The 25,325-nt window shown below is 62.3% G+C and carries 21 protein-coding genes and 1 pseudogene; 5 read left to right on the top strand and 17 right to left on the bottom strand.

What is annotated here, in order from left to right; genetic code table 11:
* Nucleotides 1-23: 23 nt before the first annotated feature.
* The 7 genes and pseudogenes from CKW24_RS00985 to CKW24_RS01015 form a co-directional block, all read right to left on the bottom strand.
* Nucleotides 24-578 (bottom strand): annotated as a pseudogene (locus CKW24_RS00985) (phosphonate degradation HD-domain oxygenase); the annotation flags it as partial.
* Nucleotides 578-1,711 carry a TIGR03364 family FAD-dependent oxidoreductase gene (locus tag CKW24_RS00990; RefSeq protein WP_095164624.1) on the bottom strand — a complete coding sequence of 378 codons (1,134 nt, stop codon included), beginning with the start codon at nucleotides 1,709-1,711 and terminating at the stop codon, nucleotides 578-580. The pseudogene CKW24_RS00985 and the gene CKW24_RS00990, both read right to left, overlap by 1 nt.
* Before the next feature lie 145 nt (nucleotides 1,712-1,856).
* The gene (locus tag CKW24_RS00995; RefSeq protein WP_095164626.1) at nucleotides 1,857-2,882 is read right to left on the bottom strand and encodes a putative 2-aminoethylphosphonate ABC transporter substrate-binding protein; all 1,026 of its coding nucleotides are present in this window, start codon (nucleotides 2,880-2,882) and stop codon (nucleotides 1,857-1,859) included.
* A 49-nt stretch (nucleotides 2,883-2,931) separates the two neighbouring features.
* The gene (locus CKW24_RS01000; RefSeq protein ID WP_095164628.1) at nucleotides 2,932-4,656 is read right to left on the bottom strand and encodes a putative 2-aminoethylphosphonate ABC transporter permease subunit; all 1,725 of its coding nucleotides are present in this window, start codon (nucleotides 4,654-4,656) and stop codon (nucleotides 2,932-2,934) included.
* Complete coding sequence (locus CKW24_RS01005) at nucleotides 4,656-5,732, bottom strand: putative 2-aminoethylphosphonate ABC transporter ATP-binding protein (RefSeq protein ID WP_095164630.1); 1,077 nt, start codon at nucleotides 5,730-5,732, stop codon at nucleotides 4,656-4,658. Before CKW24_RS01005 ends, CKW24_RS01000 begins: the two co-directional genes overlap by 1 nt.
* Before the next feature lie 657 nt (nucleotides 5,733-6,389).
* The gene (locus CKW24_RS01010) at nucleotides 6,390-7,253 is read right to left on the bottom strand and encodes a LysR family transcriptional regulator (protein WP_095164633.1); all 864 of its coding nucleotides are present in this window, start codon (nucleotides 7,251-7,253) and stop codon (nucleotides 6,390-6,392) included.
* 16 nt (nucleotides 7,254-7,269) lie between these two features.
* Nucleotides 7,270-9,540 (bottom strand): heavy metal translocating P-type ATPase, encoded by a 2,271-nt coding sequence (locus tag CKW24_RS01015; protein ID WP_095164635.1) that lies wholly within the window; start codon nucleotides 9,538-9,540, stop codon nucleotides 7,270-7,272.
* Nucleotides 9,541-9,625: 85 nt separating this feature from the next.
* Between CKW24_RS01015 and cadR the strand changes: the two genes are divergently transcribed.
* Nucleotides 9,626-10,075: a Cd(II)/Pb(II)-responsive transcriptional regulator gene (gene cadR, locus CKW24_RS01020; protein ID WP_095164637.1), complete on the top strand. Its 450-nt coding sequence runs from the start codon at nucleotides 9,626-9,628 to the stop codon at nucleotides 10,073-10,075.
* Between the two features lie 126 nt (nucleotides 10,076-10,201).
* Here cadR and CKW24_RS01025 read toward each other — a convergent pair whose 3' ends face one another.
* From CKW24_RS01025 to CKW24_RS01035, 3 genes are all read right to left on the bottom strand, one after another.
* Nucleotides 10,202-11,173: a thymidylate synthase gene (locus CKW24_RS01025; RefSeq protein WP_095164639.1), complete on the bottom strand. Its 972-nt coding sequence runs from the start codon at nucleotides 11,171-11,173 to the stop codon at nucleotides 10,202-10,204.
* A 57-nt stretch (nucleotides 11,174-11,230) separates the two neighbouring features.
* Complete coding sequence (gene lgt / locus CKW24_RS01030) at nucleotides 11,231-12,046, bottom strand: prolipoprotein diacylglyceryl transferase (RefSeq protein WP_095164640.1); 816 nt, start codon at nucleotides 12,044-12,046, stop codon at nucleotides 11,231-11,233.
* 82 nt (nucleotides 12,047-12,128) lie between these two features.
* Nucleotides 12,129-12,911: a sulfite exporter TauE/SafE family protein gene (locus tag CKW24_RS01035; protein ID WP_095164642.1), complete on the bottom strand. Its 783-nt coding sequence runs from the start codon at nucleotides 12,909-12,911 to the stop codon at nucleotides 12,129-12,131.
* A gap of 136 nt (nucleotides 12,912-13,047) precedes the next feature.
* Between CKW24_RS01035 and CKW24_RS01040 the strand changes: the two genes are divergently transcribed.
* Nucleotides 13,048-13,794, top strand: coding sequence for an NRDE family protein (locus tag CKW24_RS01040; protein WP_095164644.1), 747 nt, complete (start codon nucleotides 13,048-13,050; stop codon nucleotides 13,792-13,794).
* 136 nt (nucleotides 13,795-13,930) lie between these two features.
* On the opposite strand, the gene ptsP is transcribed toward CKW24_RS01040, so the two are convergent.
* Both ptsP and CKW24_RS01050 read right to left on the bottom strand, forming a co-directional pair.
* A complete protein-coding gene (ptsP, locus tag CKW24_RS01045; RefSeq protein ID WP_095164646.1) occupies nucleotides 13,931-16,210 on the bottom strand; it encodes a phosphoenolpyruvate--protein phosphotransferase in 2,280 nt (759 codons plus the stop codon).
* A 22-nt stretch (nucleotides 16,211-16,232) separates the two neighbouring features.
* Nucleotides 16,233-16,712, bottom strand: a complete 480-nt coding sequence (locus CKW24_RS01050) for an RNA pyrophosphohydrolase (RefSeq protein ID WP_095083604.1) — start codon at nucleotides 16,710-16,712, stop codon at nucleotides 16,233-16,235.
* 143 nt (nucleotides 16,713-16,855) lie between these two features.
* Here CKW24_RS01050 and CKW24_RS01055 point away from each other — a divergent pair, with 143 nt between their 5' ends.
* Nucleotides 16,856-17,512: an HAD family phosphatase gene (locus CKW24_RS01055; RefSeq protein WP_095164647.1), complete on the top strand. Its 657-nt coding sequence runs from the start codon at nucleotides 16,856-16,858 to the stop codon at nucleotides 17,510-17,512.
* 237 nt (nucleotides 17,513-17,749) lie between these two features.
* Here the strand turns inward: CKW24_RS01055 and CKW24_RS01060 are convergent, their stop codons facing one another.
* Both CKW24_RS01060 and ilvA read right to left on the bottom strand, forming a co-directional pair.
* A complete protein-coding gene (locus CKW24_RS01060) occupies nucleotides 17,750-18,175 on the bottom strand; it encodes a DUF2269 family protein (protein WP_095164648.1) in 426 nt (141 codons plus the stop codon).
* A 39-nt stretch (nucleotides 18,176-18,214) separates the two neighbouring features.
* Entirely contained in the window at nucleotides 18,215-19,729 is a 1,515-nt protein-coding gene (ilvA, locus tag CKW24_RS01065; RefSeq protein ID WP_095164649.1) for a threonine ammonia-lyase, biosynthetic, read from the bottom strand.
* Nucleotides 19,730-19,874: 145 nt separating this feature from the next.
* On the opposite strand from ilvA, the gene rpiA reads away from it, so the two are divergent.
* Complete coding sequence (gene rpiA / locus CKW24_RS01070; protein ID WP_095164650.1) at nucleotides 19,875-20,546, top strand: ribose-5-phosphate isomerase RpiA; 672 nt, start codon at nucleotides 19,875-19,877, stop codon at nucleotides 20,544-20,546.
* A gap of 85 nt (nucleotides 20,547-20,631) precedes the next feature.
* On the opposite strand, the gene CKW24_RS01075 is transcribed toward rpiA, so the two are convergent.
* From CKW24_RS01075 to CKW24_RS01085, 3 genes are all read right to left on the bottom strand, one after another.
* Nucleotides 20,632-21,546, bottom strand: a complete 915-nt coding sequence (locus CKW24_RS01075; RefSeq protein WP_095164651.1) for an SdiA-regulated domain-containing protein — start codon at nucleotides 21,544-21,546, stop codon at nucleotides 20,632-20,634.
* A 185-nt stretch (nucleotides 21,547-21,731) separates the two neighbouring features.
* Nucleotides 21,732-22,397, bottom strand: coding sequence for a fumarylacetoacetate hydrolase family protein (locus tag CKW24_RS01080; RefSeq protein WP_095164652.1), 666 nt, complete (start codon nucleotides 22,395-22,397; stop codon nucleotides 21,732-21,734).
* Nucleotides 22,398-22,437: 40 nt separating this feature from the next.
* Nucleotides 22,438-23,832, bottom strand: coding sequence for an FAD-binding oxidoreductase (locus CKW24_RS01085; RefSeq protein WP_095164653.1), 1,395 nt, complete (start codon nucleotides 23,830-23,832; stop codon nucleotides 22,438-22,440).
* A 206-nt stretch (nucleotides 23,833-24,038) separates the two neighbouring features.
* Here CKW24_RS01085 and serA point away from each other — a divergent pair, with 206 nt between their 5' ends.
* The gene (serA, locus tag CKW24_RS01095; protein ID WP_095164654.1) at nucleotides 24,039-25,268 is read left to right on the top strand and encodes a phosphoglycerate dehydrogenase; all 1,230 of its coding nucleotides are present in this window, start codon (nucleotides 24,039-24,041) and stop codon (nucleotides 25,266-25,268) included.
* Nucleotides 25,269-25,325 lie beyond the last annotated feature (57 nt).

Raw genomic sequence — 25,325 nt, forward strand, 5'->3', positions numbered from 1 at the left:
GCGCATTGGCCAAAACCTGTAGCAGCTGCCAGTAACTGCAACGCCTTCCCCTTTAAAACGTCCAGGTCGACTACCGGCACCCGCATCTCCTTCGCCTGCTCATCCCACTGGCGCATGCGCAAACTGACAGCGCACAATGGGTCCTGCTTGAACGCTTCGGCTTCGGCGGGTGTCATCACCCCGCCCTGATATTCCAGCGTGCGACGGCTGGCTTCGCTCAGGCGCTCGTAGTACCCAGGCTCGGTCAGCGTCAGGTAACGCTTGGCTTGCACGTGATACTCCACCAACCGCGCCATGCGCTCACCAAAACCCAGGCGACGCAGGTAGTCGGCGCCGAGGCGTTCGTGGCTGACCACCCCGAAGCCGCCCATGTTCTCGGCATTTTCGGTGCAGATGTGCCCGATATCGTGGAAGAACGCCGCCAACACTACTTCATCGTCGAAGCCCTCGGCCATGGCCAGTTCGGCAGCCTGGGACATGTGCTCGATCTGCGACACCGGCTCGCCGATGTAGTCACTGGCACCGAAGCGCTCGTACAAGCCGAACACCTCGGCAATCACCTGCTCATTGCGATCCATCAGTGCTCCCCCAATATCGCCTTGAGATTACGTTCGGCCATCGCCGGCCCGACACTCATGCCCACACCGGTGTGCATCAACGCCGCATGCACGCCGGGTGCGGCCTGCAGAAACGAAAAGGGCGTAGGCCCTTGAGCACCATAGACGCCCTGCCAGCGCTCGACCACCTGCACCTTGCAACCCAGGGTCTGCTCGGCCAGTTCGAGCATCCAGTCATCCACCTGCTCGGCATTGAACGGCGACGGATCGCTGCCGTAATGGTGGGAGTCGCCGATGATCAGTTCGCCATGGGGTGTCGGGCTGATCAACAGGTGAATGCCCTGTTCATGCAGGTGCGGGGTCTCACTCAGGATCTGCGCCTGCACGGCCTGCGCTTGCGGCAAGTCGGCGAAAGCGCCGTAGTGCACGCAGCTCAATCCGGTGAGCAAGGCGTGTTGCAGGTTGAGGTCGATCAGCGGCCGGGCGCGGAGCATTTGCAAGCGACAGACCTGTGGCTTGAGCGCGGCAATGGACTCGGCCAGCAGGGTTTGATAGTCGTGACCGGAGCAGACAATGATCTGCTCGCCACTGAAGCTGCCTGCAGTGCTGTGCACCCGCCCGGGTTCGACGTCGCGCACCAGGGTCGAGAAGTGGAACTCGACCGCCAACTCCCGACGCAGGTAGTCGATCAAGGCCGGGATGGCCTCGCGGGAATACAGTTGCTGATCGTCCAGGCCATGCAACGCCGCGCGGTGATGGCTGAACTGGCCGCCATACAGGTCACGCAATGCCGCGCCGCGCAGCAGTTCGACGCGGTAACCGTGCTCGATCGCGCGGCCTTCGCAGAAGGCTGATAACAGCTGCTCTTCAGCTTCGGTGCGGGCAAACAAATAGGAGCCGTTGCGCTTGAGCTGCAAACCGGCAAGCTGCGCCCATTGGCCCCAGATCTCGCGACTGGCCTTGGCCAGCTCGAGCATTTGGCCGGGCGGCTGGCCGGTGACCAACGCCTGGCCAAAGTTGCGCACCGAGGCGCCCAAAGGCGTGGCGCTGCGCTCGAAGACCCTGACCTTGAGGCCACGTTTGGCGGCAGCATAGGCGTGAGACAAACCGAGAATGCCGGCGCCGACGATCAGCAGGTCGTTGTGTTGTGTCATTAAAAGATGTCCTGAATTCAAAGCCGCCTTCGCAGGCAAGCGGAGCGCCGCCCGGCCCGCTCCTACAGAGGACGCCTTCCAATGTGGGAGCGGGCCGGGCGGCGCTCCGCTTGCCTGCGATAGGGCCCCTCAGCCAATAGAGAGCTTACTTGGCTGCCACTTTCTCGGACTTGCCGTCATACCGCTTGCGCCACTCGGTCAGGATCTCATCGCGGTTTTTCGAGGCCCAGGCGAAGTCGTTCTTGATCAGGCGCTGCTCGTAGTCGGCCGGCAGTTCGGTCTGCGGCTTGGCGATGCCAGGCTGGGCGAGCACGGCGAAGTTTTCCTTGTACAGCTCCATTGCCGCGGTGCTTGCAGAGAAGTCGGCGAGTTTCTTCGCAGCCTCTCCATGGGGCGTGCCCTTGATGACCGCGGTGGCTTCGATTTCCCAGCCCAGGCCCTCTTTCGGCAGGACGATGTCCAGCGGTGCGCCCTGGCGCTTCAACTGCACGGCCGGGTATTCGAAGGAAATGCCGATCGGGAATTCCCCGGCCGCCGCCAGCTTGCAGGGCTTGGAACCGGAGTGAACGTACTGGCCGATGTTCTGGTGCAGGTCGTCCATGTACTGCCAGCCCTGCTTCTCGCCAAAGGTCTGCAGCCAGGCGCTGACGTCAAGGAAACCGGTACCCGAGGACGCCGGGTTGGGCATGACGATCTTGCCTTTGTATTCAGGCTTGGTCAGGTCCTGCCAGCTCACCGGCTTGCTCAGGCCCTGCTTCTCGGCTTCCACGGTGTTGAAGCAGATGGTCGCGGCCCACACGTCCATGCCCACCCAGGCTGGCGGGTTGGCGGCATCGCGGTAGTTGCCGCCGATCTTGCCCAGCTCCTTCGGCGCGTAGCTTTGCAGCATGCCTTGCTGATCGAGGATCGCCAGGCTCGACGCCGCCAGGCCCCAGACTGCATCCGCCTGCGGACGGGCTTTTTCCGCCAGCAGCTTGGCGGTGATGATGCCGGTGGAGTCACGTACCCACTTGATCTCGACATCCGGGTTGGCCGCTTCGAACGCCTGCTTGTAGGTTTTCAGCTGTTCGGCTTCCAGTGCGGTGTAGACAGTCAGTTCGGTTTTCGCCGCGAAGGCGTTCATGCTGAAAGCAGTGAGGACAGCAGCGGCTAGAGCCAAGGGCTTGAACATGGTGCGGTTCCTTTCAGGTGCGGATCAGAGGGTTGTGGGTTGGGTCGATTCAGTTGCCGGGCGCGGTCTGGCGCCAGGCCTGGGAGCGCCGCAGCAAACCGCGCGAAGCCCAGGCCAGGAGCAAGGACACGCCCGCCGAGGTGAACAGGATCAGGGTCGACATGGCGGCCGCGCCGCCGACGTTGCCGGCGTCATCCATGTTCAGTACCGCCACCGCCGCAAGGATGGTGTCGGGGCTGTAAAGGAAGATTGCCGCCGAGACGGTGGTCATGGCCGAGACGAACAGGTAGCGCACGATGTCCAGCAACGCCGGCAGGCAGATCGGCACGGTGACGCGCAGGTAGTGGCGGTACAGCGGCGCCTTGAGCGACAGCGCGGCGGCTTCGAACTCCGCGTCGAGCTGGCGCAGCGCGGTGGTGGCGGTCATTTGGGCGGTCGTCAGGTAGTGCGCAATGGTGCACACCACCAGCAAGGTCATGGTGCCGTAGAACACATGCAGCGGGTTGCCGTTGAGGTTGAAGAAGAATACGTAGCCCAGGCCCAGGACCAGCCCCGGCACCGCCATCGGCACGAAGCTGAGCATGCGCAGCGCCAGGTTCAGGCCACGCTGGCCACGGGTTTTTTCCATCAGGTAGGCGCCGGTGAAAATCAGCCCGCTGCCGATCAACGCCGTGCACAGGGCCATCTTCACGCTATTGCCGTAGGCCAGCCAGCCACCACCGGCGGTGTCGCCAAACTGATAGTGCTTGAGCGACAACGACAGGTTGTACGGCCAGAATTTCACCAGCGAGGAGTACACCGCCATGCCGAACACCAGCAACAGCACAGCGCAGATCACCAGCACGATGCCCAGGTAACAGCCATCACGCAGCCGCGAAGGCGCCGGTTGGAAGACTTGCGCCCGGCCGCTCATGGAGTCGCCATGGCGGCGACGCAACCAGGCATCGACCGCAAAGCTGAGCAGTGCCGGCACCAACAGGACCATACCGATCAGCGCACCGCGACCGAATTGCTGCTGACCGACCACCGCCTTGTAGGCTTCCAGCGCCAACACCTGATAGTCGCCACCGACCACCACCGGTACGCCGAAGTCGGTGATGGTCAGGGTGAACACCAGGCAGAACGCGGCGAACACGGCCTGGCGGGTCGCCGGCCAGGTGATGCTGCGAAAGGCCCTGGACGGACTGGCACCCATGCTCGAAGCAGCGTCGAACAGCCGCGCATCCGCCAGGGACAGCGCCGACAGCAGGATCATCAAGGCATGGGGAAAGGTGTAGATCACCTCGCCCAGCACGATGCCCCAAAAACCGTAGATATTGTCCGACAGCAGCCCACGCAACAGGCCCTGGTTACCGAACAGGTAGACCAGCGCAATACCCGGCAGCATCGACGGCGCCATCAGCGGCAGCAGCGACAGGCCGCGCCAGATAGGCTTGCCGGGAATCAACGTGCGTTGCAGGGCGTAGGCAAACAGGTAGGCCAGCGGGACCACGATGGCCGCGACGCTGAGGGACACTTTCAAGCTGTTGCCGAGCAACCAGTGAAAGTTGGCGCTGGTCAGCAGCTCGCGGGCGGCGACCAGGCCACCGCCCTGCCCGGCATCGTTGCTGAAGCCGCGCCAGAAGATCGCCAGCAACGGCATCAACACCGCGACGCTGAGCAGGCACAGGAGCAGGACCTTGCCGCCGAGCACAAAAATCCGATCGCCGATCTGGGCTCGGGAAGTCTGCCGAACCTGCTTGTGCGGAATCGGCAGGGCCATCTGCGTGCTCATCAGGCAAACACCTGCAGGCTGCGCGGAGGCAAGGCGACCATGATGTCCTGGGCACCGAGGCGCGGCATGGCTTCGGGCGCCAGTTCGGCGAGCAACGCATGGCCCGGCAGGTGGTTGAGCTCAAAGCTCATGCGGCAGCGATTGCCCAGGAAGGTGATCTCGCGCACCTTGGCCGGGAACAGGTTTTCCTCATGCACCAGCGGGTTGACGCTGACGGCTTCCGGGCGACAGAACAGCAGGCCGGACGCGGCCTTGCCGCTGTTATCGGCCAGGCGCACGGGCATCCCGCCGACCTGGGCGTGGCTGTCACTGCTGCGCTGGAACGGCAACCAGTTGCCCTGGCCGACGAACTCGGCAACGAATGGGGTAGCCGGGCGGTTATAGATTTCCTGCGGGGTGGCGTACTGCTCGACCTTGCCGTTGTTCATCACGGCAATGCGGTCGGCCATCAGCATGGCCTCGTCCTGGTTGTGGGTCACCATCAGGGTGGTGATGCCCAGGCTGCGCTGCAGCTGGCGCAACTCAGTGCACAGATGCTCGCGAACCCGGGCATCGAGGGCCGACATCGGCTCGTCCAGCAGCAACAGTGAAGGTGCCGGCGCCAGGGCCCGAGCCAGCGCCACGCGCTGTTGCTGGCCGCCAGACAACTGGCCGGGGTATTTCTTTTCGCTGCCGGTCAGGCCCACCAGCTCAAGCATCTGCGCCACCCGCTGACGCACTTGCTCGCGGCCACTGCCGGCCAGGCCGTAGGCAATGTTGGCTTCGACGCTGAGGTTGGGGAACAGCGCGTAGGACTGAAACAGAATCCCGTAGTCCCGCGCCTGTGGGGCCAGTAGGGATACGTCACGATCACCCAGGTACAACTCGCCGCGATCCTGGCGCTCCAGGCCGGCAATGCAGCGCAACAAGGTGGTCTTGCCGCAGCCCGAGGGGCCGAGCAGGCACACCAGCTCACCGGCCTGCACGTCCAGCGACACATTATCCAGCGCGGTGAATGCGCCGAAGCGCTTCTCGATACCGCGCACCTTCATCGGGGTGCCGGGAAATACCTGGGCAGTTGCATTCGAGTGGTTCATGGACGGACCTCATCAAGCAGATGTCGGCCATCCTAGGGAGCGAATGCGTAGTTCGTGTGGCAGTGAGGCAAAAACCACTGATAGTGGTATTGGGGGATTTTGGTTCAAGTGAGGCAGCCATCGCGATCAAACGGAGCGCCGCCCGGCTCGCTCCCACAGAGGAGAGTTGTACACGCCGAGATTTGTGGTGTGGCGCAAATCGCCATCGCGAGCAAGCTCGCTCCCACAGGGTAGTGAACACCAGAAAAAAGCAGGCCGGCCGGTAGGCCGCCTCGCCCGCCCTTACCACTCAGGCCGACCGGCAGGTCGCCGTGCTTTTGCTCTTCATCCACCCGCCCCATCGGCAGGCTGAGCGAAGGTGTCCATCTGGGGGGAGGCGCGTAGCGCCGTGCGGCGAAGCCGCATACATCGAGAGGAGGTGCAGCGAAGCAAACCGGAGGCGATGCCCCCTGATGGGCACCGTAGCGAAGGTACCCCGAGCCTTAGCGAGGGGCCGTACGTCAGGGGCAAGAGCCCTTGGTTACTTGGGGCTTTTCCAAGTGACCCGCCGTAAGGGCGGAACCAATAGCCGCCGTTACCGCAGCAACGGATACACCCACAAAACCAAACCAAGTCGGAGCGCTCGCTCGCGATGAGGCAGCCCTGGCACAGGAGAACTCAGGCCGGGGCCATCTCCTGCGCCAAGCCAAGAAACGCCGCCGGCAACCGCGCGTTCTTGCGCTCCTTGAGGCAATACAGGTATTCCGCGATCTGCGGCGCGTTCTCGATGCTCAACACCCGTAGTTGCGGGTCATGGGGCACTTCCTGGCGGGCGATGATGCTGATGCCGATATTACGCAGCACCGCCTCACGAATCGATTCGCGGCTGCCGATTTCCAGCAGGGGGCCAAAACTCACCCCGGCACTGGCGAGCAATTCTTCGGTCAGGCGGCGGGTGGTCGAGCCGCTCTCGCGCATTAACAAGGTATGCCCGGCCAAGGCGCTCAGCGGCACGTGATCGTGCACCGCCAGCGGATGGTTGCGGTGCACGGCCAGCACCAATGGGTCGGTGCCCAACACCCGGCGGATCAGGCGGGCGTCTTCCACCAGTTGCGAGGACGCGGCCAGGTCCACCCGGTACTCCTCCAACGCTTCGAGAACCTGCTGGGAGTTGCCGATTTCCACCGAAACGTCCACCTGGGGCAGCCGCTCGCGGAAGGTTTTCACCAAGTCGAGGATGTAGTACGGCGCAGTCGCCGCGATGCGCAATGCACCCTGGACCTGACCACTGTTGCGCAGGAAAAACTCGATGTCGGCTTCCTGCTGCAGCAGCGTCTTGACCATGGGCAACAGGCGCGCGCCCTCCTCGCTGACGGTCAGGCGGCGCCCGCCGCGGTAGAACAGCTCGACCGAATACTGGCTCTCCAGGTGGCGAATCTGGGTGGTCACCGTAGGTTGGCTCAGGCCGAGCTTTTTCGCCGCCAGGGTAATACTGCCCAAACGCGCGACCATGTAAAAAGCCTTCAGCTCGGCACTCAGCACATCCGCCTCTCTTGATTTATTTGCGCAGCAGGCGCAGACCGTTGAACACCACCAGCAGGGCCACGCCCATGTCGGCAAACACTGCCATCCACATGGTGGCCAGCCCGAAGAAGGTTACCCCAAGAAAGATCGCCTTGATGACCAGGGCCAGGGCGATATTTTGCGTGAGGATATGGGAAGTCTGGCGAGACAGGCGGATAAACGCAGGAATCTTGCGCAGATCGTCGTCCATCAAGGCGACATCAGCGGTCTCGATGGCGGTATCGGTACCGGCCGCCGCCATGGCAAAACCGATCTCCGCCCGGGCCAGCGCGGGCGCGTCGTTGATCCCGTCGCCGACCATGCCGACTCGGTGCCCCTGGGCATACAAGGCCTCGATCGCCTTGAGCTTGTCGGTCGGCAGCAAGTCACCCTGGGCCTGGTCGATGCCCACTTGGGCGGCAATCGCCCGTGCCGTATGCGGGTTGTCGCCGGTCAGCATCAGGGTTTTCACCCCCAGTGCGTGCAACTGCTCAATGGCCTCGCGGCTGGACTCCTTGACCGTGTCCGCGACGGCAAACAGGGCGAGCGGGCCCGAGGCATCCAGCAACAGGACCACGGTCTTGCCTTGTTCTTCCAGGGCAAAGAGTCGCTCTTCCAGCGCTGGCGAGCACAAGCCCAGCTCTTCCACCAGGCGATGATTACCCAGGTGGTAGACCTGGCCGTCGATCTCGCCGCGCACCCCGCGACCGGCCAGGGCTGCGAAGTTATCCACAGCGAGCAGGCTCAAGTGTTTATCCACAGCTGCCTTGGCGATGGCCAGCGATACCGGGTGGTCGGAGCGTCCGGCGAGGCTGGCGGCAAGCACCTGAGCACGGCTCTCGACCGCGGGGTCCAGTGCCAGGTAGTCGGTTTGCACCGGCTTGCCATGGGTGATGGTGCCGGTCTTGTCCAGGGCCAGGAAGTCGAGCTTGTAGCCGCCCTCCAGGTACACGCCACCCTTGATCAGGATGCCTTTGCGCGCAGCCGCCGCCAGGCCGCTGACGATGGTTACCGGCGTGGAGATCACCAGCGCACAAGGGCACGCCACCACCAGCAGCACCAGCGCGCGGTAAATCCAGTCGAACCAGGCCGCGCCCATGAACAACGGTGGAATCAGCGCCACGCCCAGGGCAAAGACGAATACCACCGGGGTATAGATTTTCGAGAAGCTGTCGACAAAACGCTGGGTCGGCGCACGCGCGCCCTGGGCTTCTTCCACGGCGTGGATGATTCGCGCCAGGGTCGAGTTGTTGGCGGCCGCGGTCACCCGGTACTCCAGCGCGCCGGCCTGGTTGATGGTGCCGGCAAACACCTTATCGCCCAGCGTCTTCTCGACTGGCAGGCTTTCCCCGGTAATCGGCGCCTGGTCAATGGTCGAGTTGCCGGCAACTACTTCGCCGTCCAGACCAATGCGCTCACCCGGGCGGACCCGCACCAACGCACCCAGTTCGACACTTTTAGCCTCTCGTTCGACCCACGAACCATCAGGCTGCTGCACGGTGACCTGTTCCGGGGTCATCTGCATCAGGCCGCTGATGGCGTTGCGCGCGCGGTCGAGGGATTTGGCTTCGATCAACTCGGCCACGGTAAACAGGAACATCACCATCGCCGCTTCCGGCCACTGGCCGATCAGCACGGCGCCAGTCACTGCGATGCTCATCAGGGCGTTGATGTTCAGGTTGAGGTTCTTCAGGGCAATCCAGCCCTTTTTGTAGGTGCCCAGACCGCCGCTGAGGATCGACACCAGCGCGACCAGCGCCACCACCCAGGTCGGCGCAGCGCTGGTGAAGTGGATCACTTCGGCGGCCAGTGCCGTGACGCCGGAGAGCGCCAGCGGCCACCAGGGCTTTTTCACCGGCGCCGCGCGACTGTCATCCGCCTGCGCGCCGTCTTCGATCGGCTCGGCCAACATGCCGATGGATTTGATCGCCTCGATGATTGGCGCCGTGCTTGGCAGGTCGTGGGTCACGCCCAGCACCCGGTTGATCAGGTTGAACTCCAGTTGCTGCACGCCGGCCAGCTTACCGAGCTTGTTCTGGATCAGCGTCTGTTCCGTCGGGCAGTCCATGGCCTCGATGCGGAAACGGCTCAGGCGCGCACCGTCGGTGGGCGCCTCGCTGATCCGCACCAGTGCCGGCGCTGCGGCGCTGGAGCAGCAGGAGCCGGCGTGGCTGGCGTGGTCGTGTTTTTTTACCGGCTGAAGTGTTGCCCCATGATTGTGCTCATGCGCAGTACCGGGTTTGTGGGTGTGCTGGGAATCGCTCATCAGGTCGCGTCCATGTAGGTGCCTGTTGCCAAGTAAAGACCCTGTAGCCACTATAGGGTCAAGCACCCATTTGGAGATTGTCGCGATGAAGATCGGAGAACTGGCGAAACTGACCGATTGCGCCGTCGAAACCATCCGCTACTACGAGCGTGAAGGCCTGCTGCCAGAACCGGCCCGCAGCGACGGCAACTACCGCGTCTACACCCAGGCCCATGCCGAGCGCCTGACCTTCATCCGCAACTGCCGCACCCTGGACATGACCCTCGAAGAAATCCGCAGCCTGCTGGGCCTGCGCGACAGTCCGCAGGATCAGTGCGAAAGCGTGAATGCGCTGATCGACGAACACATCCACCACGTCAAGGCTCGGATCGATGGCCTGCTCGCCCTGCAGGCGCAACTCATCGACCTGCGCCAACGCTGCAGCGAAGGGCCGGATATCGAACAGTGCGGGATCTTGCAGCGCCTGGAAGTGAGTGGTGGAGTGGTTGCAACGGAAGTCGAACATTCCCACGTAGGCCGCAGCCACGGCCACTAGGAACACCACAAAACACTGTGGAACCGTGCTTGCCCGGGATGGCGGTGGGTCAGGGGCCAAAAATGTTGGCTGTGCCGGCCCCATCGCGGGCAAGCCCGCTCCCACAGGGGTGTTGCGTATTGCTTGTCAGACCGCCATTGGCGCGGTCATCGGCGCGTGGTGTTCGTAACCTTCCAGCGAGAAATCACCCGGCTCGATCAGTTCCAGCCACTCCGGCTGGTACACCCCTGTCTTGGCGAACTCCGGCACACGATCGGCGATTTTCAGGTGCGGCATCGGGAACGGCTCGCGCTTGAGCTGTTCGTTGAGCATGTCCAGGTGGTTTTCGTAGACGTGGGCATCGCCGATGAAATAGGTGAACCAGCGCGGTGTGTAACCGGTCAGGCGACCGATCAGGCTCAGCAACGCGGCGCCTTCGGTTAGGTTGAACGGCGTGCCCAGGCCCAGGTCGTTGGAGCGGATGTAGAGGGTCAAAGAGATCTCTTTGGTCTCGACATTCGGGTGGAACTGGTACAGCAAGTGGCACGGCGGCAGGGCCATTTCATCGAGCTGGGCGACGTTCCAGCCGTGGAACAGGATACGCCGGCTGCCCGGGTCCTTGATGATGGTATCGACGCACTGGCGAACCTGGTCGATGGCCTTGTACAGCACCACGTAGGCCTGGCCGTCTTCTTCGCCTTCGGCAATCTGCCGGTAACCCTGGGCCAGGGTCTGCTCGATGGCGGCCGGGTTGCTCAGGGGGATCTGCTTGTACGCCGGCCACTTGCGCCATTGCACACCGTAGATCTCGCCCAGGTCGTCTGCGCCCTGGCGGAACGGGTTGGCCAGCCACTGCGCGTTTTCGTTGGCATTCTGGTCCCAGACCTTACAGCCCAGGGCGCGGAACTCGGCGGCGTTGTTGACCCCGCGCAGAAAACCGCACATCTCGCCGATGGCCGACTTGAAGGCCATCTTGCGGGTGGTGATCGCCGGAAAACCTTCTTTCAGGTCATAGCGCAGCATCGCACCGGGGAAGCTGATGGTGTTGACGCCGGTGCGGTTGGCTTGCTTGGTGCCGTTCTTGATGACGTGGGCGACCAGATCGAGATATTGCTTCATGTATTACCTGTGTCCTTGAAGGCAGGGCTCGCGGCCCTGCGCTTCGAATATAAAGCGTCAGGCGGCCGGGACAGCCGGTGCCTTGGGTGCGCGGTGATAGGCCAGCCAGATCAGGAACAGTCCGCCAACGATCATCGGGATGCACAATACTTGGCCCATGGTCAGCCAGTTCCACGCCAGGTAGCCCAACTGGGCGTCCGGCACGCGGTAGAACTCGACGATAAAGCGGAAGATACCGTAGAACAGCGCGAACATCCCGGAGACCGCCATGGTCGGCCGCGGCTTGCGCGAGAACAGCCAGAGGATGGCGAACAACGCCACGCCTTCGAGGGCGAACTGGTACAGCTGCGACGGGTGGCGCGCCAGCTGGGCCGGGTCGCTGAACGACGGGAAGACCATGGCCCACGGCACGTCGGTCGGCTTGCCCCACAACTCGGCGTTGATGAAGTTGCCGATCCGCCCGGCACCCAGGCCGATTGGCACCATCGGGGCGACGAAGTCCATTAGCTGGAAGAACGACTTGCCGTTCTTTTTGCCGAACCACAAGGCCGCCAGCATCACGCCGATGAAACCACCGTGGAACGACATGCCGCCCTTCCACACCTCGAAAATCAAGGTCGGGTTGGCGAGGTAGGCACTCAGGTCGTAAAACAGCACATACCCCAGGCGGCCGCCGATGATCACGCCCATCGACATCCAGAAGACCATGTCGGAGAGTTTTTCCTTGGTCCAGGTCGGATCGAAGCGGTTCAACCTGCGTGATGCCAACAGCCAGGCACCGCCGATGCCGACCAGGTACATCAGGCCGTACCAGTGGATTTTCAGCGGGCCAATGGCCAGGGCCACCGGGTCAATCTGCGGGTAAGGCAGCATTGCGACTCCTCGTTAGAGTTGAAACCTAAAATTCCTGGCGCGACCCTGCCACGCCGAGATTAAGCCAGGATTGCGCCCTGCCTCAGAGCAGGAAACTGGTGCCCACGCACAGCAGCAAAGCGGCAAACAGCCTTTTCAGCAATCGCGGCGACAACCGGTGGGCCAGTCGCGCGCCAAAGCGGGCGAAGACCATGCTGGTCAGGGCAATGCCCAGCAGCGCCGGCAAATAAACGAAACCCAGACTATGAGCGGGCAACAGGGGATCATGCCAGCCCAGAATCATGAAACTTAATGCACTTGCCAAGGCGATCGGCAACCCGCAGGCGGACGACGTCGCCACGGCCTGCTGCATCGGCACACTGCGCCAGGTCAGAAATGGCACGGTCAGCGAGCCGCCACCAATCCCGAAGATCGCCGAGGCCCAGCCAATCACGCTACCGGCCACGGTCAGACCGAACTTGCCGGGAACCGTTCGACTGGCCTTGGGCTTGAGCTCCAGGGCCATCTGCACGGCGATCACCAGGGCAAACACACCAATGATCTTCTGCAGGTGCGGACCGGAGATCGCCTCGGCGGTCAGCGCGCCGAAGCCGGCCCCGAGCAGGATCCCCAGGGTCATCCAGGCAAAAATCGGCCAGCGCACCGCGCCTTTGCGCTGGTGTTCACGCACCGCGTTGATCGAGGTGAATATGATGGTGGCCAGCGAAGTGCCGACGGCCAGGTGGGTCAGCACCGACGCATCAAAACCCTGCAAAGTGAAGCTGAACACCAACACCGGCACGATGATGATCCCGCCACCCACCCCAAACAGCCCGGCCAGCACGCCTGCACAGGCGCCCAGCAGCAAATAGAGCAAAAATTCCATGATCGTCCTTGTCCGCTTCGCAAAAAAAGCAGCCGCATGGTAACGGATGCGGGGCCCCAGGCTCCACTGTGGATGACGATGGATCGATGAGCGATGTCTGCGTACAGTGGGCAGAAAAACACACAAGGACCACCTTATGTGCCTGATTGTTTTTGCCTGGCGCCCGGACCACGGCACTCCCCTGATCGTCGCGGCCAACCGTGACGAGTTCTATGCCCGCCCCAGCCTGCCGCTGGCGGCATGGCCCGAAGCGCCACAGGTGCATGCCGGGCGCGACCTGGAGGCCGGAGGCACTTGGCTGGGCATTGGCGCAGACGGACGTTTTGCCGCCCTGACCAACATCCGCAATCCGCACCAGCCGCCGGCGCGTAAATCCCGTGGCGAACTGGTGGCGCGGTTCCTCACCGGCGAATTGCCCATAGACCAGTATTTGGCCGATGTTGTCGGCAGATCGCTGGAGTATGCCGGCTTTAACCTGCTGATCGGCAATCGCCAGGAACTCTGGCACTACAACGCGCAAGAGACCGCGCCGCGCCAACTGACTGCCGGAGTCTACGGTGTGTCCAACGCCGGGCTCGATACCCCCTGGCCCAAGCTGCTCAAGGCCAAGGCGGCGCTGAGCGAAGTACTCGATGATCCGCAGCCGCAAGCGCTGCTGGCTTTGCTGGGCGATCCCCAGACGGCACCGTTCGGTGACTTGCCGGATACTGGGGTCGGGCTGGCGACCGAGAGCCTGCTGTCCAGCGTGTTTATTGCCAGTACCACCTACGGCACGCGCGCGAGTACCGCGCTGATTGTCCAGGCGGATGGTTCACGGGTGATGGTGGAGCGCAGTTTCGGGCCGTATGGCGGGCATCTTGGGGAAGTGCAGATCAGGCTTTGAGGTGGTGTGGTGTTGCCTGGACTGGCCCCATCGCGGGCAAGCCCGCTCCCACAGTGGATTTGTGTAGGCCCACTATTTTGTGATCAACACCAAACCCTGTGGGAGCGGGCTTGCCCGCGATGACACCGCCGCAGGTTCAGAGCGGCTTGATCGCCGCCGGATTGGTCATCCGCGCCAGGCCGAGGTTCTTCAGCGCCAGTTGCAGCGAGCTGTGGATAACTTGCGGGTTGTCGATGGTCATCAGCTCGGCCAGCAGGTCCTTGGCCCAGCTGAGGTTGATCTGGCGCAGCATCCACTTCACTTTCGGCAGGTTGGTGGCGTTCATCGATAGGCTGTCAAAACCCATCGCCATCAACAGCACGGCCGCAGCCGGGTCGCCGGCCATCTCGCCGCAAATACTCACCGGCTTGCCTTCGGCGTGGGCATCGCGCACCACGGTCTGCAGGGCCTGCAGCACCGCTGGGTGCATGTAGTCGTACAGGTCCGCTACCCGCGGGTTGTTGCGGTCCACGGCCAGCAGGTACTGGGTCAGGTCGTTGGAGCCGACCGACAGGAAGTCCACCTGCCGCGCCAATTCCTTTGTCTGGTAGACCGCCGCCGGAATCTCGATCATCACGCCCACGGGCGGCATCGGCACATCGGTGCCTTCGTCGCGCACTTCGCCCCAGGCACGGTGAATCAGGTGCAGGGCTTCTTCGAGTTCGTGGGTGCCGGAGATCATCGGCAGGAGAATGCGCAAATTGTTCAGGCCTTCACTGGCCTTGAGCATGGCGCGGGTCTGGACCAGGAAGATTTCCGGGTGGTCGAGGGTGACGCGAATCCCGCGCCAGCCGAGGAACGGGTTGTCTTCCTTGATCGGGAAGTACGACAGTGACTTATCGCCGCCGATGTCCAGGCTGCGCATCGTCACCGGTTGCGGGTGGAAGGCGGCGAGTTGCTCGCGATAGATCGCCAGCTGCTCCTTTTCGCTAGGGAACCGTTGATTGATCATGAACGGCACTTCGGTGCGATACAGGCCCACCCCTTCGGCGCCGCGCTTCTGCGCCCGTGCCACGTCCGCCAGCAGGCCGGTGTTGACCCACAGCGGCATGCGGTGGCCGTCGAGGGTCACGCAGGGCAGGTCGCGCAGGGAGTCGAGCCCCAGCGCCAGTTGCTTCTCTTCTTCGACCACCTCGGCGAATTGCTTGCGCAACACGTCGCTGGGGTTGGTGTAGACCTCGCCCCGATTGCCGTCGACGATCAATTCGATGCCATCGACCTTGGCATACGGCAGGTCGACCAGGCCCATCACCGTCGGGATGCCCATGGCTCGCGCCAGGATCGCGACGTGGGAGTTGCCGGAACCCAGGACCGAGACCAGGCCGACCAGCGTGCCTTCCGGCACCTCGCCGAGCATTGCCGGCGTCAGTTCTTCGCTGACCAGAATGGTCTTTTCCGGGTAGACCAGGTTTTGCTGGCGCTCTTCCTGCAGGTAAGCCAGCAGGCGGCGGCCGAGATCCTTGACGTCCGAGGCCCGCTCACGCAGGTAGGCGTCGTCCATCAGTTCAAAACGGTTGACGTGATCGGTGACCACCTGGCGCAACGCGCCCTGGGCCCATTGGCCGGTCTTGATCACGGTGGTGACTTCGCTGCCCAGCGCAGCATCGTCGAGCATCATCAGGTAGACGTCGAACAGCGCGCGCTCTTCCGGGCGCAACTGGGTCGCCAGCTTGGCCGACAAGGCCCGCATGTCGGCGCGCACGCCTTCGATGGCGGTCTTGAACAGGCCCAGCTCGGCGTCGATGTCGGTGATGGTCTTGTCCGGCACCACATCGAGGTCCGCCGGTGGCAGCATGACCACCGCGGTACCGACTGCAGCGCCTGGCGAACCCGGGACGCCGACGAACTTGGCTTCCTGGATGCCCTTGCCCTGGCGCCCCAGACCGCGGATCGAACCGGTGGCCTCGGCGTGGGCAATTACGCCGGCGAGCTGAGCGCTCATGGTCACGAGGAAGGCTTCTTCACCCTCATCGAACTGCCGCCGCTCTTTTTGCTGGATGACCAGGACGCCGACAACGCGGCGGTGGTGAATGATCGGCGCGCCGAGGAACGAGGCATAACGCTCTTCACCGGTCTCGGCGAAGTAGCGATAGCGCGGGTGGTCGGCGGCGTTTTCCAGGTTCAACGGTTCTTCACGCGTGCCCACCAGGCCCACCAGGCCTTCGTTGGGCGCCATGCTGACCTTGCCGATCGAGCGCTTGTTCAAGCCCTCGGTGGCCATCAGCACAAAACGGTTGGTTTCGGGGTCGAGCAGGTAGACCGAGCAGACCTGGCTGCCCATGGCCTCTTTGACGCGCAATACAATAATGCCCAACGCCGCCTTGAGATCCTTGGCGGAGTTAACTTCCTGGACGATCTTGCGCAGCGTATTGAGCATGGCTCGGGGTCGAACTCCGTCGTCAGTCGCGCGTTAGAAGGCGCGGGGCAAGCTCTTTGAGAGCGCGGCGATAAACCTCGCGCTTGAATGTCACCACCTGGCCCAACGGATACCAATAACTGACCCAACGCCAGCCATCGAATTCCGGTTTACCGGTCAAATCCATCCGCACCCGCTGCTCGTTGGAGACCAGGCGCAGGAGAAACCATTTCTGTTTCTGGCCGATGCACAGCGGTTGGCTGTGGGTACGGACCAGACGTTGCGGCAAACGATAGCGCAACCAGCCGCGCGTGCAGGCGAGAATTTCAACATCTTCGCGCTCCAGGCCGACTTCTTCGTTCAGCTCGCGATACAAGGCGTCTTCCGGCGTCTCCTGAGGGTTGATTCCACCTTGAGGAAACTGCCAGGCATCTTGATTGATACGGCGAGCCCATAGCACCTGGCCGGCATCATTCGTCAGAATGATCCCCACATTGGGGCGGAAACCATCGGGGTCGATCACGGCAACAACCTCGCAAACGCATGTCGCCGCATTGTTCCACAAAGGTTGTGAAGGCGGCAACGAAGCTTCCTACCTTATGTGCACTCTTGTGAAAAGACCGTATTCTTAACCCCTTTTTACTGACTTATCAGCGGGTAACTGCAATGCGCCTGGCTTTATTCGATCTGGACAACACACTTTTGGGCGGTGACAGCGATCACGCATGGGGCGATTACCTGTGTGAACGGGAGATCCTCGACCCCATCGCGTACAAAGCGCGCAACGACGAGTTCTACCAGGATTACCTGGCCGGCAAGCTGGACAATGCCGCGTACTTGAACTTCTGCCTGGAAATCCTCGGCCGCACCGAGATGGCCCAGCTCGATGAATGGCACCGCGACTTCATGCGCGACTGCATCGAGCCGCTCATGCTGCCCAAGGCGGTGGAACTGCTGGCCAAGCACCGCGCCGCCGGCGACAAGTTGGTGATCATCACCGCCACCAACCGTTTCGTCACTGCACCGATTGCCGAGCACCTGGGAGTGGAAACCCTGATCGCCACCGAATGCGAAATGCACGAGGGCCGCTACACCGGGCGCAGCACCGATGTACCGTGCTTTCGCGAAGGCAAGGTGACGCGCTTGAATCGTTGGCTGGAGGAGACTGGGTTGTCGCTGGAAGGCAGTTATTTCTATAGCGACTCGATGAATGATCTGCCGCTGCTGGAGCAGGTGACCAACCCGGTGGCGGTTGATCCGGACCCGAATCTGCGGGCCGAAGCCGAGAAGCGTGGTTGGCCGGTGATTTCGCTGCGCGACTGAGAATGCCATCGCGGGCAAGCCCGCTCCCACAGGGGGCTCGGGTGTGCATGCAATCTATGCCACCCGGCAAAACCTGTGGGAGCGGGCTTGGCCGGTAATTTCGTTGCGCGGCTGAGAATGCCATCGCGGGCAAGCCCGCTCCCACAGGGGGCTCGGGTGTGCATGCAATCTATGCCACCCGGCAAAACCTGTGGGAGCGGGCTTGCCCGCGATTAGGGTCACCTCGGTACCAAGCTGCTAAACCGGCTTGGCACCCATCAAGCCGGCAATCGCGATCAAGCTGACCAAGCTGACCAACGCCAGGGCAAAGGTGAATCTGCCGCTACCAACCGGCGCCGTGCGCTGGCGGTTGAGCCGCGCCAGCAACCAGAAACCACTCAGCGCCGCCACGGTGTAGAGCACACTGGAGGCCAGCAACCAGGTTTGCCCCAGCGGCCAACCAATCAGGTGCACCATCCACCAGCCGGTGAACGGCATGCTCAGCAGCGCCAGGCCCATCAGCAGCCAAACGAACAGCCTTGGCCGTTGCAAGGTGCGCACCGGCGCCGTGGCATCACCATTGCGCTGGGTCCGCCAGACCCAGACCGCCAGGCCCAGAGCACCGGCCAGCAGCAACACGGTTGCCACCATATGAGCCATTTTCAGCGCGGTTAAAGTTTCCATACGTCAATTCCCTCAAGTCCTGTGCATCAGCGTAGCCGTTCAGCCCAGAAACAGCTGATAGGCCGGATTGTCGCTTTCATCCCAATACGGGTAGCCGATTTCCGCCAACGCCGCCGGCACCAGGTGGCGCTCGTCGTGCGGCACCTGCAGGCCCGCGACCACTCGGCCGTCGGCTGCGCCGTGGTTACGGTAGTGAAACATCGAGATGTTCCAGCGCCCACCGAGCTTGTTGAGGAAGTTGAACAGCGCGCCCGGGCGTTCCGGAAATTCGAAACGCAGGATCACTTCATCGACCACGTGGGCCGCACGACCGCCGACCATGTGGCGAATGTGCAACTTGGCCAGTTCGTTGTCGGTCAGGTCGAGCACCGGGAAACCCTGCTCGCTCAGGCTGGCGATCAGCGCACTGCGCGGATCGTTCTCCGGATGGGTCTGCACGCCGACAAAGATGTGCGCCTCACTGCCGGTGTTGTAGCGGTAGTTGAATTCGGTGATCTGGCGCTTGCCGATGGCTTCGCAGAACGCCTTGAAGCTGCCCGGCTGCTCCGGAATGGTCACCGCGATAATGGCCTCGCGACCCTCGCCCAGCTCGGCGCGCTCGGCCACATGGCGCAGGCGATCGAAATTGACGTTGGCGCCGGAGTCGATGGCCACCAGGGTCTGCCCGGTGACGCCGCGCAATTCGACGTACTTCTTGATCCCGGCTACGCCCAGGGCGCCGGCCGGCTCGGTGATCGAGCGGGTGTCGTCGTAGATGTCCTTGATCGCCGCGCAGATTTCATCGGTGCTGACGGTGATCACTTCATCGACATAGTCTTTGCAGATATCGAAGGTGTGCTGGCCGATCTGCGCCACGGCAACACCGTCGGCAAAGATCCCCACGGTCGGCAGCACCACCCGCTCGCCGGCGGCCATGGCCGCTTGCAGGCAATTGGAGTCATCCGGCTCGACGCCGATGATCTTGATGTCCGGGCGCAGGTATTTGACGTAGGCCGCGATCCCGGCGATCAGGCCGCCACCGCCCACCGGCACGAAGATCGCGTCCAGCGGACCCGGATGCTGGCGCAGGATTTCCATGGCCACCGTGCCCTGCCCGGCAATGGTGTGCGGATCATCGTAGGGGTGAATGTAGACGTAGCCTTTTTCGTCGACCAGCTTCAGCGAATAGGCCAGGGCCTCTGGGAACGAATCCCCGTGCAGCACTACTTTGCCGCCGCGCGAACGCACGCCTTCGACCTTGATCTCCGGGGTGGTCTTGGGCATCACGATGGTCGCCTTGACCCCCAGCACCTTGGCCGCCAGGGCCAGGCCTTGCGCGTGGTTGCCCGCCGAGGCGGTGACCACGCCGCGCGCACGCTCTTCGTCGGTCAACTGGGTCAGCTTGTTGTAAGCGCCGCGAATCTTGAACGAGAACACCGGCTGCAAGTCTTCGCGCTTGAGCCAGATCTTGTTGCCCAGCCGCTCGGAGAGCTGGCGGGCAGTCTGCAAAGGGGTTTCTACGGCAACGTCATAAACGCGCGAGGTGAGGATCTTTTTGACGTACTGTTCAAGCATCGGAAAGCATCACTGAGCGGGTTGGGCAGGACCACGGAGTCTAACCCGGCTTTTGCCCGGGCGACCACACGAATGCAGAGGTTTTAGCCGGCCATGGCGCTATAATGCCGGCCTTCTGTCCCCCTCATGGCACCTCGGAGCCCGCATGACCCAGGATCAACTCAAACAGGCAGTGGCGCAGGCCGCCGTCGATTTCATCCTTCCCAAACTCGACGACAAGAGCATCGTCGGGGTCGGCACCGGCTCCACCGCCAACTGCTTCATCGACGCCCTGGCCCAGCACAAGGGCGCCTTCGACGGCGCGGTCGCCAGCTCCGAAGCCACCGCCGCGCGCCTCAAGGGCCACGGGATCCCGGTGTATGAGCTCAATACGGTCAGCGACCTGGAGTTCTACGTCGACGGCGCCGATGAAAGTGACGAGCACCTGAACCTGATCAAGGGCGGCGGCGCTGCCCTGACCCGCGAGAAGATCGTTGCGGCCGTGGCCAAGACCTTCATCTGCATCGCCGACGCGAGCAAGCTGGTGCCGGTGCTGGGCAATTTCCCGCTGCCGGTCGAAGTGATCCCGATGGCCCGCAGCCACGTGGCTCGCGAGCTGGTGAAACTGGGCGGCGACCCGGTGTACCGTGAAGGCGTGTTGACCGACAACGGCAACATCATCCTCGACGTCTTCAACATGCAGATCACCAACCCGGTGGAGCTGGAGCAGCAGATCAACGCCATCGTCGGCGTGGTCACCAACGGCCTGTTCGCCGCCCGTCCGGCGGACTTGTTGCTGCTGGGCACCAGCGAAGGCGTGAAGACCCTCAAGGCCTGAGGCAGGCGCCACCCTGCTCGCGATAGCGGCATGCCAGGCACCATGGATGTTGGCGGTGCCGGCCTCATCGCGAGCAAGCTTGCTCCTACGGATTGGGCTTCTTGAAGACGTAGAACAGGTTCGGCTCGCTCACCAGGTACAAGGTCCCGTCGTCATCCATGGCGATCCCCTCCGCTTGCGGCACGGTCTTTTGCAGGCCCTGACGCCCCTTGTTCAACGACATGGTGCTTAACGGCCGCCCGTCGATATCCAGTTCCAACACCAGGAACGACTCGTCCGACAGCGCCAGTAAATGGCCGCTGCGCTCATCGTATTGCAGGCTCGAGAGATCGCGCACAAACAGCCCGGCATCACGCTTGGGATTGTTGATCACGTGCACGGCGTAGGATTTCTCCGGGTTGTAATGGGGGAAACCCTGCACTTCATAGATCAGCATCGGGTCGCGTTCCTTGGCGACAAACAAGCGCTTGCCCTTGGAGTCGTAGGCCAGGCCTTCGAACCCCTTGTTGCGGGTCATGTGCACGCCCAGGGTCATCTGCTCGGCATCTGCGGCGTCGAGGAAGGTGGTGTCGTCTTCGAGATGAATCTTGATCAGCCTTTGCTGGCGCTCATCACTGATCACGTAGGTGTCGGCGCTGATGAACTCCACGGCTTCCGGGTCGCCAAAGCCGATCAGCGCGACCCGGCGCAGGATGCGCCCGTCGAGGGACATCTCGACCAGTTCGGAATTCTTGTTGGTGACGGTGAACAGGCTTTTACGCACCGGATCAAAGGTCAAGGCCGAGACGTCATCGTCCAGGCCTTCGATCGGCTTCGCCTCGATCACCACTCGATAGTCGTTGAGCGCCATCGAATGCTCACCGGCCGGGTGCAACCAGGCTTGCAGGTTGAACCAGCTGCGCTCGTAAAGGCGGTAGTACTGGCCCAGCATGGCCAACGCCAGCAAGGCGGCGATCAACACGAGCAGGGCAAGGGGCTTGGGGCGGGCAAGTCGGCGCATGGGGCGAGCTCAAAAAGCAATCGGGCGGATGAAATATCACGCGTTGATGAATTCAAGCTTAATGGCATAGGAAGACCCTGTGGGAGCGGGCTTGCCCGCGATGGCGTAGGCACATTCAGCATCAATGTGTCAGATACACCGCTATCGCGGGCAAGCCCGCTCCCACAGGTTCAGTGCTGTGCCGATCAGCGCACGCTGCTGGCGAAGCTGCCGGCACCCGGCAGTTCCAGGACCAGTTCATCCCCGACATTCAGCGGGCCGACGCCCACCGGCGTACCGGTGAGGATCACGTCACCGGCCTGCAGCGAGAAGCAACCGGCCATGTGCTGGATCATCGGCACGATCGGGTTGAGCATGGCACTGCTGTTACCGTCCTGGCGGACTTCGCCATTGATGGTCAGGCGAATGCCGATATCAGTCAGGTCGGCAAAGGTGCTGCTGACCACGAACGGCGCCAGCACACAGGCACCGTCGAACGACTTGGCGATTTCCCACGGCAGCCCCTTGGCCTTGAGCTCGGCCTGCTTGTCGCGCAGGGTCAGGTCCAGGGCCGGGGCGAACCCGGAGATCGCATCCAGCACTTCTTCACGGCTTGGCTTGGTCGACAAGGGTTTGCCGATCAACACCGCGATTTCCGCCTCGTAATGCACCGAGCCGCGCTCGGTCGGAATCGCAAAACCACCTTCCAGCGGCACCACGCAACTGCCCGGCTTGATGAACAACAACGGCTCGGTCGGTACCGGGTTATCCAGTTCCTTGGCGTGTTCGGCGTAGTTGCGCCCGATGCACACCACTTTCCCCAGTGGGAAATGAATACGGGTACCGTCGACATACTGGTGCTGATAGCTCATTACCGCCTCCTGCCTTAGGGATTCTTCAGGTACCGCACCTTCAAACAGCGAAGATCTTGCCCGGGTTCATGATGCCGTTCGGGTCGAATACTGCCTTGACGGCTTTCATGTACTCGATTTCCACCGGCGAACGGCTGTAGGTCAGGTAATCGCGCTTGGTCATGCCCACGCCGTGTTCGGCCGAGATCGAGCCGTTGTATTTCTCGACGGTTTCAAACACCCACTTGTTGACCGTAGCGCACTTGGCAAAGAACTCGTCCTTGCTCAGGTTTTCCGGCTTGAGGATGTTCAGGTGCAGGTTGCCGTCGCCGATGTGGCCGAACCAGACGATTTCGAAGTCCGGGTAGTGTTTGCCGACGATCGCGTCGATTTCCTTCAGGAATGCCGGGACTTTCGACACAGTGACCGAAATGTCGTTCTTGTACGGAGTCCAGTGGGAAATGGTCTCGGAGATGTACTCGCGCAGTTTCCACAGGTTTTGCAGTTGGGATTCGCTCTGGCTCATCACGCCATCGAGCACCCAGCCCTGTTCAACGCAGTGTTCGAAGGTTTCCAGGGCGTGGTTGGCCACTTCCTCGGTGGTCGCTTCGAATTCCAGCAGCGCGTAGAACGGGCATTCTGACTCGAATGGCGCAGGCACGTCGCCACGAGCGAGGACCTTGGCCAGGGCCTTGTCGGAGAAAAACTCGAAGGCGGTCAGGTCCAGCTTGCTCTGGAAGGCGTGCAGCACCGGCATGATCGAATCGAAATCGGTGGTGCCGAGGACCATCGCAGTGAGGTTTTTCGGCGCGCGATCCAGGCGCATGGTCGCTTCGACCACAAAACCCAGGGTACCTTCGGCGCCGATGAACAGCTGGCGCATGTCGTAGCCGGTGGCGTTCTTGATCAGGTCGCGATTCAACTCCAGCAGGTCGCCCTTGCCGGTGACCACTTTCATGCCCGCCACCCAGTTGCGGGTCATGCCGTAGCGAATGACCTTGATCCCGCCGGCATTGGTGCCGATATTGCCGCCAATCTGACTGGAACCGGCCGAGGCGAAGTCCACCGGGTAATACAAGCCCTTTTCTTCAGCCACGTTCTGCAGATGCTCGGTGACCACGCCTGGCTGGCACACCACGGTGCGATCAGTCAGGTTCACATCGAGGATCTGGTTCATGTAGTCGAACGAAACCACCACTTCGCCATTGGCGGCCACCGCAGCAGCCGACAGCCCTGTACGTCCGCCGGACGGCACCAGGGCAACCTTGTGCTGGTTGGCCCAGCGCACGATGGCCTGGACCTGCTCGGTGGTCTTGGGGAACACGATAGCCGTCGGGGCTGGGGCGAAATGCTTGGTCCAATCCTTACCGTAAGCATTCAGGGAGTCGGCGTCGGTCAACACCTTGCCAGGCTCAACCAGGGTCTTCAGCTCATCAATCAGGGCAGGATTGGTCATCGAAAGAACTCTCGAACAATTCATGGTCATCCTGAGAACGCTTCACGTCGCAGGAATGAGTGTTTAGCGGGGTGCATATGCTAGCATACCGACCCCGCAGGGTAGTGCCCAAAGGCTGTTCTGCGGTGACGGCGTTCCTGCCGTTCGGGTCAGCTCTGGGCTGCTCCCCTCCCTGCCATTTTTCTCCGGGATACAGGTTTACGCAGATGAGCAAGACTTCTCTCGATAAGAGCAAGATCAAGTTCCTTCTTCTCGAAGGCGTCCACCAATCGGCTGTCGACGTTCTCAAGTCGGCTGGCTACACCAGCATCGAGTACCTCACCGGTTCTCTGCCGGAAGCCCAGTTGAAGGAAAAGATCGCTGATGCGCACTTCATCGGCATTCGCTCACGCACTCAACTGACCGAAGAGATCTTCGATCACGCGAAGAAGCTGGTCGCCGTCGGCTGTTTCTGCATCGGCACCAACCAGGTGGATTTGAACGCTGCCCGCGAACGCGGTATCGCTGTGTTCAACGCGCCGTACTCCAACACCCGCTCCGTTGCCGAGCTGGTGTTGGCCGAAGCGATCCTGCTGCTGCGCGGCATCCCGGAGAAGAACGCCTCCTGCCACCGTGGCGGTTGGATCAAGAGTGCGGCCAACTCCTTCGAAATCCGGGGCAAGAAGCTGGGTATCGTCGGCTACGGTTCGATCGGCACTCAACTGTCGGTGCTGGCTGAAGGCCTCGGCATGCAGGTTTACTTCTACGACACCGTGACCAAGCTGCCACTGGGTAACGCCACCCAGGTCGGCAACCTGCACGAGCTGTTGGGCATGTCCGACATCGTCACCCTGCACGTTCCGGAAACTGCTGCGACCCAGTGGATGATCGGCGAGAAGGAAATCCGCGCCATCAAGAAGGGCGGCATCCTGATCAACGCCGCTCGCGGCACCGTGGTTGAACTGGACCACCTGGCCGCAGCGATCAAGGACAAGCACCTGATCGGCGCTGCCATCGACGTATTCCCGGTGGAGCCACGCTCCAACGACGAAGAGTTCGAAAGCCCGCTGCGTGGCCTGGACAACGTGATCCTGACCCCGCACATCGGCGGCTCCACCGCTGAAGCGCAAGCCAACATCGGCCTGGAAGTGGCCGAGAAGCTGGTCAAGTACAGCGACAACGGTACGTCGGTGTCCTCGGTCAACTTCCCGGAAGTGGCCCTGCCGGCTCACCCTGGCAAGCACCGCCTGCTGCACATCCACGAGAACATCCCGGGTGTGATGAGCGAGATCAACAAGGTCTTCGCCGAAAACGGCATCAACATTTCCGGTCAGTTCCTGCAGACCAACGAGAAAGTCGGCTACGTCGTGATCGACGTCGACGCCGAGTACTCGGACCTGGCGCAAGAGAAGCTGCAACACATCAACGGCACCATTCGTTGCCGCGTGTTGTTCTAACGCTCAAGCGTCAATAAAAAGGGAGCCCCGCGGGGCTCCCTTTTTTATGCCTGGACG

It is taken from the genome of Pseudomonas sp. Irchel 3H3, from assembly GCF_900187635.1.
Lineage (GTDB): Bacteria > Pseudomonadota > Gammaproteobacteria > Pseudomonadales > Pseudomonadaceae > Aquipseudomonas.

Excerpts from the sequence above, each read along its gene's own strand:
- CKW24_RS00990 (WP_095164624.1), bottom strand. The coding sequence starts at position 1,711 with ATGACACAACACAACGACCTGCTGATCGTCGGCGCCGGCATTCTCGGT.
- CKW24_RS00995 (WP_095164626.1), bottom strand. The coding sequence starts at position 2,882 with ATGTTCAAGCCCTTGGCTCTAGCCGCTGCTGTCCTCACTGCTTTCAGC.
- CKW24_RS01000 (WP_095164628.1), bottom strand. The coding sequence starts at position 4,656 with ATGAGCACGCAGATGGCCCTGCCGATTCCGCACAAGCAGGTTCGGCAG.
- CKW24_RS01005 (WP_095164630.1), bottom strand. The coding sequence starts at position 5,732 with ATGAACCACTCGAATGCAACTGCCCAGGTATTTCCCGGCACCCCGATG.
- CKW24_RS01015 (WP_095164635.1), bottom strand. The coding sequence starts at position 9,540 with ATGAGCGATTCCCAGCACACCCACAAACCCGGTACTGCGCATGAGCAC.
- cadR (WP_095164637.1), top strand. The coding sequence starts at position 9,626 with ATGAAGATCGGAGAACTGGCGAAACTGACCGATTGCGCCGTCGAAACC.
- CKW24_RS01025 (WP_095164639.1), bottom strand. The coding sequence starts at position 11,173 with ATGAAGCAATATCTCGATCTGGTCGCCCACGTCATCAAGAACGGCACC.
- lgt (WP_095164640.1), bottom strand. The coding sequence starts at position 12,046 with ATGCTGCCTTACCCGCAGATTGACCCGGTGGCCCTGGCCATTGGCCCG.
- CKW24_RS01035 (WP_095164642.1), bottom strand. The coding sequence starts at position 12,911 with ATGGAATTTTTGCTCTATTTGCTGCTGGGCGCCTGTGCAGGCGTGCTG.
- CKW24_RS01040 (WP_095164644.1), top strand. The coding sequence starts at position 13,048 with ATGTGCCTGATTGTTTTTGCCTGGCGCCCGGACCACGGCACTCCCCTG.
- ptsP (WP_095164646.1), bottom strand. The coding sequence starts at position 16,210 with ATGCTCAATACGCTGCGCAAGATCGTCCAGGAAGTTAACTCCGCCAAG.
- CKW24_RS01055 (WP_095164647.1), top strand. The coding sequence starts at position 16,856 with ATGCGCCTGGCTTTATTCGATCTGGACAACACACTTTTGGGCGGTGAC.
- CKW24_RS01060 (WP_095164648.1), bottom strand. The coding sequence starts at position 18,175 with ATGGAAACTTTAACCGCGCTGAAAATGGCTCATATGGTGGCAACCGTG.
- ilvA (WP_095164649.1), bottom strand. The coding sequence starts at position 19,729 with ATGCTTGAACAGTACGTCAAAAAGATCCTCACCTCGCGCGTTTATGAC.
- rpiA (WP_095164650.1), top strand. The coding sequence starts at position 19,875 with ATGACCCAGGATCAACTCAAACAGGCAGTGGCGCAGGCCGCCGTCGAT.
- CKW24_RS01075 (WP_095164651.1), bottom strand. The coding sequence starts at position 21,546 with ATGCGCCGACTTGCCCGCCCCAAGCCCCTTGCCCTGCTCGTGTTGATC.
- CKW24_RS01080 (WP_095164652.1), bottom strand. The coding sequence starts at position 22,397 with ATGAGCTATCAGCACCAGTATGTCGACGGTACCCGTATTCATTTCCCA.
- CKW24_RS01085 (WP_095164653.1), bottom strand. The coding sequence starts at position 23,832 with ATGACCAATCCTGCCCTGATTGATGAGCTGAAGACCCTGGTTGAGCCT.
- serA (WP_095164654.1), top strand. The coding sequence starts at position 24,039 with ATGAGCAAGACTTCTCTCGATAAGAGCAAGATCAAGTTCCTTCTTCTC.